The 14917-nt window shown below is 55.6% G+C and carries 9 protein-coding genes; all 9 read left to right on the forward strand.

The features are described 5' to 3' along the window. Positions 1 to 74 precede the first annotated feature (74 nt). The 9 genes from BQ5462_RS05525 (at position 75) to BQ5462_RS05565 (ending at position 14912) form a co-directional block, all read left to right on the forward strand. On the forward strand, positions 75 to 1568 hold the full coding sequence (locus tag BQ5462_RS05525) for a ShlB/FhaC/HecB family hemolysin secretion/activation protein (RefSeq protein ID WP_205407932.1): 1494 nt from the start codon (positions 75 to 77) through the stop codon (positions 1566 to 1568). Between the two features lie 27 nt (positions 1569 to 1595). Next, positions 1596 to 9425, forward strand: coding sequence for a two-partner secretion domain-containing protein (locus tag BQ5462_RS05530; protein ID WP_071142406.1), 7830 nt, complete (start codon positions 1596 to 1598; stop codon positions 9423 to 9425). 94 nt (positions 9426 to 9519) lie between these two features. Next, complete coding sequence (gene prmA, locus BQ5462_RS05535; protein ID WP_071142407.1) at positions 9520 to 10461, forward strand: 50S ribosomal protein L11 methyltransferase; 942 nt, start codon at positions 9520 to 9522, stop codon at positions 10459 to 10461. A gap of 1 nt (position 10462) precedes the next feature. Beyond that, positions 10463 to 11197, forward strand: coding sequence for a 16S rRNA (uracil(1498)-N(3))-methyltransferase (locus tag BQ5462_RS05540; protein ID WP_071142408.1), 735 nt, complete (start codon positions 10463 to 10465; stop codon positions 11195 to 11197). Between the two features lie 12 nt (positions 11198 to 11209). Further along, positions 11210 to 12523 carry a tRNA (N(6)-L-threonylcarbamoyladenosine(37)-C(2))-methylthiotransferase MtaB gene (mtaB, locus tag BQ5462_RS05545; RefSeq protein ID WP_071142409.1) on the forward strand — a complete coding sequence of 438 codons (1314 nt, stop codon included), beginning with the start codon at positions 11210 to 11212 and terminating at the stop codon, positions 12521 to 12523. A gap of 27 nt (positions 12524 to 12550) precedes the next feature. Beyond that, positions 12551 to 12886 (forward strand): histidine triad nucleotide-binding protein, encoded by a 336-nt coding sequence (locus BQ5462_RS05550; protein WP_071142410.1) that lies wholly within the window; start codon positions 12551 to 12553, stop codon positions 12884 to 12886. Between the two features lie 99 nt (positions 12887 to 12985). Beyond that, positions 12986 to 13162: a 30S ribosomal protein S21 gene (rpsU, locus tag BQ5462_RS05555; protein WP_012938095.1), complete on the forward strand. Its 177-nt coding sequence runs from the start codon at positions 12986 to 12988 to the stop codon at positions 13160 to 13162. Between the two features lie 31 nt (positions 13163 to 13193). Continuing rightward, positions 13194 to 13643, forward strand: a complete 450-nt coding sequence (locus BQ5462_RS05560) for a GatB/YqeY domain-containing protein (protein ID WP_071142411.1) — start codon at positions 13194 to 13196, stop codon at positions 13641 to 13643. Between the two features lie 81 nt (positions 13644 to 13724). Then, positions 13725 to 14912, forward strand: a complete 1188-nt coding sequence (locus BQ5462_RS05565) for a pyridoxal phosphate-dependent aminotransferase (RefSeq protein WP_071142412.1) — start codon at positions 13725 to 13727, stop codon at positions 14910 to 14912. Positions 14913 to 14917: the final 5 nt, after the last annotated feature.

Consider the following 14917-nt stretch of genomic DNA (forward strand, 5'->3'; position numbering starts at 1 on the left):
CCGCCACCGGTCAGATTGCCGTAGAAGAGACAGAACGCCCCAAACTGGATTTGCCGGATACCCTGAAGGTCCAGGTGAACGGATTCAAGATCACCGGCCAGGATGTGATCCCGGAACCGGAGCTCCAGTCGCTGCTGGCGGATAAAAAGGGCCGGCTGCTGACCTTTAAGGACCTCCAGGAAGGCGCTGATACACTGACCCGGTACTTCCGGGGAAAAGGGTACCTGGTGGCCCACGCCTATCTGCCGGTACAGAAGATCCATGACGGGATCGTGGAATATGCGGTGACCGTAGGCTCTCTGGACGGTTTCACCATCAACAACCATACCCGGATCCACCAGGGCGCTCTGGAGCGGGAAACCAACTTCCTGAAGAAGGAAAAATATCTGACAAGGGACAACCTGGAACGGGCAGTATGGCTCCTGACCGACCTGGCCGGGGCGGATGCCAAGGCCACCCTCCAGAAAGGATCCAAACCCGGCAGCGTCCATGTGGTGCTGGATGTGGACCAATACAAGGGCAAACAGGGGCTCTTCACCGCCAGCAACTACGGCAGCCGGTCCATGGGGTACAACCAGTATTCCGTGAATTACGACTTCCTGAATCTGGCCCGCGAAGGGGACCATCTCACCGCCAACCTGTCCACCTCCGGACGGAAGATGTTCGACTGGGGCCTGAATTATACCCTGCCGGTGATTCGGGACGGGTGGCGGTTCTCCGCCGGGTACAACGTGCTCAGCTACGATCTGGGAGATGAATTCGCCCAATACGACGGGGTGGGCCATTCCAAGGTGGCATCCCTGGGGCTGGATTATGCCATCCGCCGGAGCCGGAAACACAACCTGTATGCCGGGATCCGCTACGAACACAGTGACATCAAGGACGAATACCGGAAAATCTGGAATTCCACCTATGGGGACAAAACCGGGGATGCCGGGGTACTGGCTCTCTACGGGGACGACGAGGACAACCTGGGCGCCACCGACTGGCGGGTGGAATACAAATGGGGGAACATCACCAACGATGCCTTCTATTCGCCTGACGTCTACACCCAGTGGCTGGCCGGCAGCCCCCGGACCAACGGTACCTACCACAAGGCCACCGGCTACATCCAGCGGCGGCAGAACCTGGACGACAGGACGTACCTGCTGCTGACCGCCCGGGGCCAGTACGCCTTCTCCAACCTGGATTCGTCCGAACACTTCTACCTGGGTGGTCCTTACGGGCTGCGGGCCTATCCCACCAGTGAGGGCTCCGGAGATACCGGGTACCTGACCCGGGCAGAACTGCGCTGGCTGCTGCCCCTCCAAAAGCAGGACCAGCAGCTGCACCTGGCCTTTTATCTGGAACACGGGGGCGTGTGGATGAACCATGACAGCAGTCTGACCCCTGTCGGAGAAAAGAACCATCGGAACCTGCAGGATGTGGGCATCGGGCTGATCTGGTCCCGGTACCAGGACTGGTTCGTCCGGGCAGACTACGCCTGGAGACTGGGAGCCGAGGAACCTGTCAGCGACACCAGCCATAAGAACGGCCATTTCTGGCTGACCGGCGGCGTGTATTTCTAAGTGAGGGAAACTATGAAGAGAACAGATATGGATAACCATTCGAGATACAGCAGAAAATGGAAAAACAGCCTGACGGCCGGCATCCTGCTGGCCCTGTCCCTGGGAGGGACTGCCTGTGCCATGCCCACCGGCGGTCAGATCCAGTCCGGCCAGGGGGCCATTGCCCAGAACGGCAAGACCATGACTGTGACCCAGAACAGCGGGAAAATGGCTGTGGACTGGACCCAGTTCAACATTGCCAAAGATGAGGCTGTAAAATTCGCCCAGCCCGGCCGGGATGCAGTGGCCCTGAACCGGATCACCGGGGGCCAGAAATCCGTGATCGACGGGGCCCTTTCCGCCAACGGGAACCTGCTCCTGGTGAACCCCAATGGGGTGGTGTTCAGCAAAACCGCCACTGTGGACGTGGGCAGCCTGGTGGCTTCCACTGCCCAGCTGAACGATCCCTTCATGAAGAGCTTCGCTGGCAGCACCGCCAACCTGAACCTGACCATCGGGGAGGGGAACACCAGCACCATCCTGAATGAAGGCACCATTACGGCCCAGGGCGGCCTGGTGGCCCTCCATGCAGCCCAGGTGGAAAATACCGGCACCATCAGCAATCCGGGCGGTACCGTGGCCCTGGCTGCGGCCAAACAGCTGACCCTGTCTCCGGACAGCGACGGGAAGTTGAATTATGCCGTGGATGGGGAACTGGCCCAGGCAAAGGCCCTGAACAGCGGCAGGATCCAGGCCGACGGGGGCTATGTGGTGATGACCGCCAAAAGTGCTCAGGATTTGCTGGGGACTGTGGTGAACAACACCGGTACCCTCGAAGCCAAAACCCTGCGGAAAGATGAAAAGGGGCAGATCCTCCTCGACGGCGGTGACAACGGCCAGGTGGAAGTGAGCGGTACCCTGGATGCCTCCGGCATGGAAGATGGCCAGAGCGCAGGAAATATCAAAGTCATCGGTGAAAAGACTATTGTCCACGATGGGACAAACCTTCTAGCCCGCGGTGATGTGGACGGCGGCAAGATCGAAACCTCCGGCGACGTGCTGAATCTGGGGGATAACTTGAATATTGACGCCAAGGGCGTCAATGGTAAGGCAGGGGAATGGCTGCTGGACCCGCTGGATGTGTTTATTGCCGACAGTGATCCCACTACCAGCAGCAACTATGATAACGCCGACAAGAAAACAGCCACTGACTCTGATTTTACCGAGGGCAGTGCCTCTATCGGCTACAACGACCCCGATGCAACCACCGCCAATGTCTCTTCCGTGAACAGCGCCGTGACCTGGATCTCTACCGATATGGTGGAAAAAAGGCTGAATGCGGGCACCAATGTGACCATCCAGGCAGCGGCCACCAACGGATCGGCCAATATCATTGTCAAAAATGACATCGAGAAGACCGCAGGGGACGATGCGACCTTTACCCTGGATGCCATGCGGAACATCACCGTCAACGGCAATATTTCCTCTACGTCCAACAAACTGAACGTAGTCCTGAATGCGGACAGCAATGGGGACCAGATTGGTGCCGTAATCATCAATGGGAATATCAACACCAATGGGGGAGATTTCACCTCCGCTTCCGGCGGTACGGTGACATATAACAGCGATAAGGCCAATACCAAAGGGTATGGCAAAGGGACCCTTGGCGACGGCAAGGCAGATCCTGCGGGTCATACGGTCGGTACCTATTTCGGCCATGTCAATGACGATGGCACGGCAGACGGCAAGAAGGATGACCGCCTGATCCAGACAAAAGGCGGCAAGATCACCCTGAATGGTGAAATCGCCATCGGCCTTAACGGGGGAACTCTGACCCTGGATTCCGGAGGCGGAGCTGTGACGGCCACCGGGATCATCAACTCCGGGAACAGCTATGGGGCCTATGTTTATGGTACTACTACTTGGGATGAGCTCACAGCTGATAAAGTCAATGATTATCTGACTTCTGATACCGTTCCGGCTTATCATTATCAGGGCGTCAACTATGTAAAGAATTCGGATGGAAGCTATGCAACGAATGATGATGGCAGCTACAAAACAACAACGGATGCTGCGGATTTTTCCAATGGTGAGCCGCATTATACTTTTGATAAAGAAACAGATACTCAGAATATTCGCTGGCTGGGGGATGGTAGTTCGACAGCTGTCAGTATAACAAAGGGAAAAGGATATTCGTCTGTAATTATTACTGAAGGGAAAATGTCCACGAAAGAATATTTACAGTATGTGGCCGTTTCCGACCCGGCGGGCTTCTTGGACAGATATATGACATCCAACCCAACTATTACAGTTGGGAGTACTTCCTATGCCTTGACGGTAAGTTCTGTTACAGTTAACGGAGTTTCTAATAATGCCCTAGGCTACAAAGTGGGAAATAAATTTACTACTTTGACACAGCAGCAGATTCAAAGCCTGGCAGAGGGTGCACTTACATTAGCGAAGAACAGCACGGATACAACGGCAATGAGTAATGGCATCACTGCTTATACGAATTTAACCAATGATATTAAGAGGCTTATTGCCAGCAATTGGTTTGTGTCCGAAACATTGGCTAAGTACGACCCGAAAACGAAAACTTATAATAATGGCAAATCGGCTGTAGGAGATTCTTATCTGGCTACTATTACAACGGTGTTGGAAAACTCTTTAACCACACCGAACGGACAGCAGATTCTCTGGGCCGGCGGACGTGGCTCCGGCGTGCTGAAAAAAACTGGATCCACGAATAACGATAAACTGTACCCCTACTCTTACTGGGGGATGCCAGATGATCCAACTTATCAGGACGGCATGTACTGGGTCACCGGCCCGGAAGGGGAAGCAAATGGCGGCAAGGGAACCCAGTTCTACAGCAATGCCGGTTCTGATTGGGGGACGGTATCATTAGGCAGTGATGGGAAGACTTATACCTATAATCAGGGAAATAACGTTTATGGCTATGTGAATTGGGATACCTGGACTGATAAGGCAACTGCAACGGATAAGAAACGTGTCGATGTTACCCGCTTTCAACCGGATAACAGTTCCCCCTTCCTGAGTGTAGGCTATGGCACCACTGGCAAATGGGACGATGCGGCCATGGGCGGAGCTACCACAGTAGGCTTCATCAAGGAAACCAACCTGGCCAACTCCAGCCTGAACATCAAGGCCGGCAGCGGCACCGTCAATCTGGAAGGCGACCTGGGCAAGGCCAAGGCCCTGGATACGGTGAACATTGAAAGCACTGGAGCGGTGACTCTTGGCAATCCAAACAACACAGCCACCACCTACCATAACGGCACGGTCTATGCGGATCATGGAATCTATATTTCCGGGGGTACCGTATCGGTAGGCGGGGAAATCCATTCCGGCACCACGGATACCACTTCTTCTGCCAGCGACATCACCACCCGCAGCGATGGATACCAGAACACCGCTTTCCAGCTGGACAGTGTAACCATCAAGTCCGCCGGTGACCTCACCGTCCACGGCGTGGAATCCGACGGCTATACGGATAGTGACGGCAACCTGAAGGGCGGCAAGATCAGCCTGACCTCCACTGGGGATACCGGTAAGATCACCCTGGGCGCCGGCGTGGATTACAATGGCAAGGCCACGGATGGCACCCTGGCTGCGGCCAGCACGGCAAAAGGCGCTGTGGTGGTGGATGCCCAGGGCAGCCAGGGCTCTTTGGTAAACAGCACCACAGGTGAAAATGCCATCACCACCGGCACCAACGGTACCTGGCAGGTCTATGTCAATTCGCCCAGCGACCATGGCACCAGCCTGGGCAGCAACCTGAACAGTGGTACCAATGCCCAGTGGACCGCTAAATCCGGCTCCAACAGTACGGTGAATACAAACAGCTCTAACAATACTCTCTCGGGCTATAACGATACCAGCAGCAACAAGTTCATCTTCCAGGTGACGCCGGTGATCACCATTTCCGGGGGAAGCCAGCAGAAGACTTATGGGGATACCCTTACCGAGGACCAGCTGCGAAAGCTGCTGAGCACGTCGGCCACCTATACGGATTCCAACGGCAAGGATGTCGATGTGACCCAGTTCAGCAATTTCAAGGAAGCCGATTATCTGAACTACGTGACCAGTTCCGATGGGACTAAAACCGGAACGGATGCTGTGGCTGTTTCCAGTGGTGGGGCAGCGGCAGGAGCCACCCGGACCAACGGGGACGAAGACAAAACAGCTTCTGATGGGAACAAGGCCTTCTATGTATTCAAGGTGGAGGAAAATGGGGCCAAGGCGCTGAACGGGTATGACCTGAACACGATCAACGGCGATATTGAAATCCTCCGGAAGACCCTGACCATCAATACTGATGCTACGCAGACCTACGGCAAAGCTGATGTGACCAGCAGGACGACGAAGGACTACAGCACTCAGCTGGTGAACGGGGATACCCTGGATACCGGCAGCATTTCCTATAAAATTGCTACTGACGGCAAGTATGCTGACAGCAAGGGCAGCAACGATACGGCCCACGTAGGCAGTTATGAAAACCAGTATCTGACCACCGGCGCCACAGTAAAAGCCAGCGACGGCAGCGACGCTTCCGCCAACTATGCAGTCACCGGCAGCGGCACCATCACGGTAAACCCGGCAAACCTTTACCTGACGGTATGGGATGTGTCCACCACCTATGGCACGGCCTTTGATGATACCCAGTATGGCTATACAGTGGATAGCGCCAAGGGTGGGCTGGTGAACGGGGATACCCAGGATGCTGTTCTGGGAGAAAAGTTCCTGAATTACACCAACACCGGGGATGCCACCAATCCGGTCAAGATTGCCAATGGGGCCCTGACCCAGAACGCCGGGACTTATGAACTCCAGGGAGTTGCCAGCAAGGACCTCTCTGACTATACCGTCCATATCACCAATGGGAAATCCTCGGTGGAAAAGGCCAAACTGACCTTGACTGTGGGGAATACGGAAACCACCTACGGAACTGCTTTTGATCCCAATACGTACAGCTATACCCTGTCTGGAAACACCAATGGGGATACGGCAGAGGGTGTAGAACACAACAAGATCACCGTTGTTACCTACACCAATGGCGGGGAGAAATCCGATGCGGCCAATGACAAGGTAAAGACCCAGAATGTAGGCAGCTACGATCTGACGGGAACCTTCACGCTCAGCGGGGATACGGCGCAGAACTACGAAATTGGCACCGTGAAGGCCGGCAAGGCTGAAGTCACTCCGGCAGAAATCCATCTGAAGCTCAATGACGTATCCACCACCTACGGTACAGCTTTCGATACCGGCAAGTACGGCTACGATGCCAGCAAGCTGGAGATGGCCAATGGGGACAGCACGGAAGTGGTGACAACAGCCATTGGCAACGGGGATATCACCTACACCAACACCGGGGACGCTACGGATCCGGATAAGATCGCCAAGGGCGCCAAGACCCAGGATGCGGGTACCGGCTATCAACTGACCGGGACCACGGAGAAGACCCTGCAGAATTATAAGGTGGTCATCGACGGGGCCGATTCCACCGTGGAGAAAGCGGATCTGACCCTGACCCTGAAAGACGTTTCCACTACCTATGGGCAGGGCTTTGACAGCAGCACCTATGGGTACAAAAAGGATGCGGCGGATCTGCAGGGGCTGACCAACGGGGATGCCGCAACGGCCATCACCGATGTCCTCCAGGACAGCGATTTTACGTATGTGAATGGCGGGGAAAAATCCGATCCCAATAACGAAAATGTCAAGACCCAGAACGCAGGTAGCTACCAGATCACCGGCAGCACCACCAGGACTCTGGACAACTACAACATCAAAGTGGTGAACCCGGGGACTTCTACAGTGGAAAAGGCTAAACTGACCTTGAAAGTGGGGGATACGAGCACTACCTATGGGTCAAGTGATTGGACCCCTTATACCTATACCCTGTCTGGAAATGCCAATGGAGATTCAGAGGACTACGTAAGGAACAATCAGATTGAAGTTTCCTATTCTAATGGAGGAGAAAAGTCTGATCCCAACAATTCCGCTGTCAAGATCCAGAATGCAGGAGACTATGGTCTGACAGGAAAGTTTACCCTGAAGGGCGATACGGCCAAGAATTACGAAATTGATGAAGTGAACTCTGACCTGACCGGCAAGGCCACGGTGAAGAAAGCTACTGTGAAGGTGAAGCTGAACGATGTTTCTACTACCTATGGTACGGCTTTTGATACCAGCAAGTATGGCTATGATACCAGCAGTATCGAAGGCCTGACCAACGGGGACGGCTCAGGCGTGGTGACGAGTGCCCTCGATGGGACGTACGGCACGGGCAATATCACCTATACCAATACGGGCGATGCTTCCGCAGAGGAAAAACAGGCCGGCAAGGTGACCAAGACAGTGAACGGCGGGCCATACTACCTGGAAGGGTCTACCAATCAGACACTGGACAACTACAACATCGAGATCGAAAACGGCAATGCCACCATCAAGAAGGCCACCCTGCACCTGTCCACTGACGACTATACGGAAGCCTATGGGGATGCCGGGGCAGTGCAGAAAGACTTGGACCGTGCTACCACGGTTACGGGCGAAAAGAACGGGGACAGCCTGGCGGACTTGACGTCTAAAATTGGTATCACCAACACATCCGGTGCTCTCGTAAGTAAGGAACGGACCAACGATGTGAAGTACAAGACCGACGGCAACCTGGACAGCTATGGCATTACGACGGACTTCAACAAGTCCCTGGACAACTATGATGTGGTACAGGATCAGGCTGGTTCCGTCACCCTGACCCCGGTGGCCATCACCGTGGACAACGAAATGATCCAGACCTACGGTTTGGCGGACCGGTCCTTCAAGGAAATCGCTACGCCGCCTCTGGTGAATGGGGATACCATTTCCACCGCTGGGCTCACCATGACCCCTAAAGCTAACGGTGCCTATGAGAAGAACCGGGATGGACGGATAACGGCAGATGCCGGGAAGTACGAGAATGACCTGGAATCAGATGGCGGCGGGATCGTCCATGAGGATGGAACCACCGATGCCAGCGGGAACTACAAAGTGACCATCAAAGGGGACATCATCGTCAAGAAAGCGGATCTCACCGTCAACACCAAAGACGTGACCACGCCTTTTGGCACCGTGAAGTTCACCACGTCCGGCGTGCAGGGCCTGACCAACGGGGACGAAAAGAACGTATCCGACCTGAAGTTCAACTACGGGTCCTACGGCAACGCCTACCTGGACAACAATTCCTACACCAACGCTCCCGGGCGGTATGAGTTCACCACGGAAACCACCAATCAGTACCTGGACTTCCTGAAGAACTACAACCTCCTGGGCGGGGATGCCACGGTGACCATCACCCCGGTGGACAAACCGGTGAAGCCGGACATCACCCCGGAGAAACCCAATCCGGTGCCCGCAGGGAAAGGCGAAGTGGAAGAACCTACCATGGACGATTTCCGTGGGGAAGAAGAACACCGGGACGGTGGACGAACCTGGTACCGGGAAAAGAAATCCATCCCCTTCTTCAAAGTGCTGGACGGCAAAGTGACCAACTACGGAACCTTTGACGTGGAAAGCATGCCGGAGAAGGTGGAGATCACCCCCAGCGGCATGCGGCTGCCGGAACCGGATCAGCCTGAGACCCAGTACCGGGAATACACCACCACCCTGACCCTGCCGGGCGGGGATGGAAGCTACCGGCTGGTGTACAACGGCGTCTCCTTCAACATCCATGCCGTGGATGCAGCAGCCCGTCAGCTGCTGGAAGCAGGGGACCCGAAGAAAAACGAAGAACTGTCCGAAGCCGCCCTCCACACCGGGTTCCAGAAAATGGGCCTGGGGCTGGAAGACCTGAAGGCAGTGTACATCCGATTCAACTGAACAGAGAACCGGTAAAAACGGGAGCCCGAAACCATGTTTTCAGGCTCCCGTTTATGGTATAATAAAACGATATCTGTACAAAGGAGCATTACAAATGGAATCTTGGCTGCAAGTGAGCATCAAAGTCACCCATGAAGCGGTGGAAGCAGTGGCGGACCTGCTGCGGGACGCAGGGGCCCGGAACGGGGTGGAGATCGAAGACCCGCTGCTGCTGAACCAGCTGCGGGAAAGCGCCACCTGGGAACTGTGCGACATTCCCCATCAGGAAAATACGGAAGTGGTCACCGTTTCTGCCTATTACCCGGAAAACGACCAGCTTCAGGAAAAACTGGACGCCATTGAAGAAGGCCTCCAGGTGATCGAGGGCCGGATCGGCAAATTCCGCTTCGGACCCACCCTGTTCCGGAAAATCAGCGAAAAGGACTGGGCCAATACCTGGAAACAGTACTTCCACACCACCAAAGTGGGGAAGAAAATCGTGATCAAGCCCTCCTGGGAGACCTACGAACCCCAGGGGGACGAAAAGGTCATTGCCCTGGATCCGGGCATGGCTTTCGGTACCGGCACCCATGCCACCACCAGCATGTGCATCCAGCGGCTGGAAGAGATGGTGACGCCGGACTGTGATGTGTTCGACGTGGGCACCGGCAGCGGCATCCTGGCCATGACGGCAGCGCTCCTGGGAGCCAAAACCATCCATGCGGTGGACATTGACGAAAAGGCCGTGGAAGTGGCCAGGGAGAACATTGCCCAGAACGGGCTCAGCGACCGGATCACCGTGAACCAGGGGAACCTGCTGGACGGTACCGACGGCCAGGCGGATCTGATCATTGCCAACATCATTGCGGACATCATCATCCTGGTGCTGCCGGAAGTGACGGTGAAGCTGCGTACAAACGGCCGGTTCCTGGCCAGCGGCATCATCGAGGAACGGCTGCCGGATGTGGAGAAAGTGGCCGGGGAAAACGGCTTTACCTTCCTGGATGTGAAACGGAAGGCGGGCTGGTGCGCCGTGACCATGGGAAAGGAAGGCTGACGTGTACCGGTTCTTTGTACCCCGGGATTTCGGGGAAACCATGTTCATCGACGGGCAGGACGCCCACCACATCACCCATGTGCTGCGGATGAAACTGGGGCAGCAGCTCCAGATCGTGAGCCTGGACCAGGTGGCAGCGGTGATGGAAATCACCGGCTTCGGGGAAAACCGGGTGGACCTGGCCCTGGTGGAAACCCTGGAAAAAAGCCACGAACCCTCTGTCAAAGTGACCCTGATCCAGGGCCTGCCCAAGCAGGACAAACTGGAATGGGTGATCCAGAAGGCCATCGAGCTGGGGGTCACGGAGATCCGCCCGGCCATCATGGACCATTCGGTGGTGAAGGTGGATCCGGCCAGGGCAGCCAAAAAGCAGCAGCGGTGGCAGAAAATCGCGGAAGCAGCGGCCAAGCAGAGCAAGCGGGACATCATCCCCCAGGTGGCCCTGCCTGCCCGCTTCAGGGATATCGTCAGCACCTGTACGGCCCAACTGAAGATCGTGGCTTATGAAGTGGAGGACACCCGGGGCATCCGGGAAGTGCTGGGGGCCCACAGGGAGGCAAAATCCATCGCCTTCCTGATCGGTCCGGAAGGGGGCATCTCCAAAGACGAATTCGTCCTGACCCAGCAGCTGGGCTGGCATTCGGTGAGCCTGGGGCCCCGGATCATGCGGACGGAGACGGCGGCTCTGGCCACACTGACGGCCATTATGTACGAAACAGGCAATTTGGGAGGCTAAGGAAAGACAAGCATGAAGAAAATCGCTTTTTATACACTGGGGTGCAAGGTGAACCAGTCGGATACGGCATCCATGGAGAAACTGTTCCGGGATGCAGGCTTTGAAATCGTAGGGTTCGAGGACGATGCGGACATCTACCTGATCAACACCTGTGTGGTGACCAACATGGGGCAGAGCAAGAGCCGGAAGATCATCCACCGGGCGGCCCGGAAGGATCCCAAGCCCCTGATCGTGGTCACCGGCTGCTATCCCCAGGCAGCGCCGGATGAAGTGGCCCACATCGAAGGGGTGGACCTGCTCATCGGCAACCAGGATCGGAGCAGGGTGGTGGACCTGGTGCGGGAACGGCTGGGGGAAGACCCTACGGATGCCCCCATCAACGCCGTCCATGATCTGCCCGTGGGCAGTGGGTTCGAAGAACTGGATGCGGCGGTGGATGCCAGCCGGAACCGGGCGTTCCTGAAGATCCAGGAGGGTTGCGACCAGTACTGCGCCTACTGCATCATTCCCTATGCCCGGGGCCATCTGCGCAGTCGCTCCCTGGAGAACATCAAGGAGGAAGTGGCCCGGCTGGCGGCGGAAAACTACAAGGAAGTGGTGCTCATCGGCATCCACCTGGGCTGTTACGGCAAGGAAATCTCCGGCGGTCCCCGGCTTTCCGACGCGGTGAAGGCGGCCCTCTCCGTACCCGGCGTGCCTCGGTTCCGGCTGGGCAGTTTGGAAAGCGTGGAAGTGGAGGACGAGCTGCTGAAGCTGATGGTGGAAAATCCCCGGCTGTGCGCCCATCTCCATTTACCGCTGCAGGCCGGTTGTGACGCCACCCTGGCCCGGATGCACCGGCCCTACGATACGGCCAAATTCGCCCAGCTGCTGCAGCGAATCCGCAGCCTGGTGCCCAACGTGGCTATCACCACGGACGTGATCGTGGGCTTCCCCGGCGAAACGGAGGAAGATTTCCAGAAGTCCCTGGACTTCATCCGGCAGTGCCGGTTCAGCAAGATCCACATCTTCCCCTATTCCCAGCGGAAGGGGACACCGGCAGCCACCATGCCCGGCCAGCTTTCCAACAAAGAGAAGCAGGAACGGGTGCACCGGTTGGAAGCCATCGACCAGGAAGGGAACCTGGCCTACCGGGAAGCCCAGCTGGGCACGGAGTCTTCTGTGCTGTGGGAACGGCGCAACAAGGATAACGGCCTTTGGGAAGGCCTGACCCCCGGCTATGTGCGGGTCTATGCCCCCAGCGACGAAGAGTGGAAAGGAAAAATTTCTGCCGTTCGGCTGGAAAGTATCTTTGAGGACGGGCTGAAGGGTGCTATAATAAAATAGTATATTGGTGACAGGGGGGTGAGACGAATGACAGACTGCGTATTTTGTAAAATCATTTCCGGGGAAATCCCCAGCAAACGAGTTTATGAAGATGACAAGGTGATCGTGATCAACGACCTGAATCCGGGGGCACCGGTGCATGTTCTGGTGATTCCCAAGGAACACACGGAAAACATCCTCACGGCATCCCCTGATATCCTGGTCCACGTAAAGAAAATCCTGCCGGAGCTGGTGAAGAAGCTGGGTCTTGAGGAACACGGCTTCCGAGTGGTGGTGAATACGGGCGATTGGGGCGGACAAAGCGTCCCTCATCTGCACTTCCACATCCTGGGCGGCAAGGAGCTGGGCTGGCCTCCGTGCTGAGAATTTTTTGTTGACAACCTTTCCATAATTACGGTATAATAACAAAGTGTTAATGTTAAATTACACTTCCCGAAAGAGATCGTGGAGGGAGGGATATAGATGACTGAGATCAGAGTTGGCAAAACCGAATCTTTGGACAGCGCTCTGCGCCGTTTCAAACGCGCTACGCAGAAAGCTGGCGTTCTGTCCGAAGTGCGGAAACGCGAACATTATGAAAAACCCAGCGTAAGACGGAAAAAGAAGTCTGAAGCTGCAAGAAAACGCAAATCCAGATAATCTTTTAGGACTTGATTTGGGGGCGTAGAACGTGTCTTTACGAGAACTTCTGCAAACCGATATGAAGCAAGCCATGAAAGACCGGGAAAACGGCAAGCTTCGGCTGGCCGTTTTGCGTATGGTCTGGGCTGCCATTCGGAATAAGGAAATAGACGAAAAGACCAACCTGGATGATAGTGCTGTTCTGGCTGTCATCATGAAGGAAGTTAAGCAGAGAGAAGATACCATCAAAGAGATCAAGGATGCCAATCGTCCGGATCTGGTTGAAAAGAACCAGCAGGAAATCGACGTACTGAAGAAGTACCTGCCGAAACAACTGAGTGACGATGAGCTGAAGAAGATCGTGGAAGATGCCATCGCCAGGACCGGTGCCAAATCCATGAAGGATATGGGTAAGGTCATGGGAACGGTCATGGCACAGACCAAGGGCCAGGCAACGGGCCAACGGGTCAACGCCATGGTGAAGGCTCTGCTGGGCTGATGAAATTGAGGGACTGTCACGGAAGTGATGGTCCCTTTTTGTGATATAATAAGACTAACTCTCAGAAAATCAGGTGATACCATGGTTAATGAAAAAATGTACCAACTGGGTTCGAAAAAATCCACCATCCGCACCATTTTCGAATACGGCCAGAAGCGGGCCAAGGAAGTGGGCGCGGAGAATATCTGCGACTTCAGTCTGGGCAACCCCAATGTGCCGGCTCCGGAATTCATCAAACAGGCCGTCATCGATATCATGAATGAGCTGCCGCCTCAGGCCATCCACAGCTATACGGTGGCACCGGGCAATCCCCAGGTACGGGAAACCCTGGCTAAGGATATCAACCGCCGTTTCGGCACCCATTTCACGGGAGCCAACCTGTTCATGGTCAGCGGTGCTGCGGCTGCCATCACCATCTGCTTCAAGGCCCTGGCCGAAGAGGGGGATGAATTCATCGCCTTTGCTCCGTTCTTCCCCGAATACCGGTGCTTCGTGGAATCTACCGGTGCCAGCCTGAAAGTGGTGCCTGCTCGTACGGAAGACTTCCAGATCGACTTCGATGCTTTTGAGAAACTGGTGACACCCCACACGAAAGGGGTCATCGTGAACTCTCCCAACAACCCCAGCGGCGTGGTGTATTCTGAAGATACCATCAAGACCCTGACCGCCATCCTGGACAAAAAGGAAAAGGAATACGGCCATCCCATCTTCATCATTTCCGATGAGCCCTACCGGGAAATCGTGTACGGAGATATCCAGGTTCCCTATATCCCCCTGTATTACAAGGATACCCTGGTTTGCTATTCCTACAGCAAATCCTTCTCCCTGCCGGGCGAACGGATCGGGTATATCGTGATTCCCGGTGAAGTGGCGGACTTCAACAAGGTGTTCGGCGCCATTGCCGGGGCGGCCCGGGTGGAATGCCATGTGAACGCGCCTTCCCTGTGGCAGCTGGTGGTGGCACGGTGCGCCGGCAAACCTTCCGATGTGGAACCCTATCGCCGGAACGGGGAGCTGCTGTACAAAGGCCTGAAAGAAGCCGGTTTTACGGTGCTGAAACCCCAGGGTGCCTTCTACCTGTTCCCCAAATGCCTGGAAGAGGATGATTACGCCTTCTGTGAACGGGCCAGGAAGTACGATCTGCTCCTGGTACCGGGGACGGATTTCGGCTGTCCCGGCTATTTCCGCGCTTCTTACTGCATCAGTTATGATACCATCAAAAAATCTTTGCCCCTGTTCAAGAAACTGGCAGAGGAATATGGGAAATAAGGAGG

The organism is Acidaminococcus timonensis (assembly GCF_900106585.1).
Taxonomy (GTDB): domain Bacteria; phylum Bacillota; class Negativicutes; order Acidaminococcales; family Acidaminococcaceae; genus Acidaminococcus; species Acidaminococcus timonensis.

Coding starts and splice junctions, on each gene's coding strand:
- BQ5462_RS05530 (WP_071142406.1), top strand. CDS start 1,596: ATGGATAACCATTCGAGATACAGCAGAAAATGGAAAAACAGCCTGACG.
- prmA (WP_071142407.1), top strand. CDS start 9,520: ATGGAATCTTGGCTGCAAGTGAGCATCAAAGTCACCCATGAAGCGGTG.
- mtaB (WP_071142409.1), top strand. CDS start 11,210: ATGAAGAAAATCGCTTTTTATACACTGGGGTGCAAGGTGAACCAGTCG.
- BQ5462_RS05550 (WP_071142410.1), top strand. CDS start 12,551: ATGACAGACTGCGTATTTTGTAAAATCATTTCCGGGGAAATCCCCAGC.
- rpsU (WP_012938095.1), top strand. CDS start 12,986: ATGACTGAGATCAGAGTTGGCAAAACCGAATCTTTGGACAGCGCTCTG.
- BQ5462_RS05565 (WP_071142412.1), top strand. CDS start 13,725: ATGGTTAATGAAAAAATGTACCAACTGGGTTCGAAAAAATCCACCATC.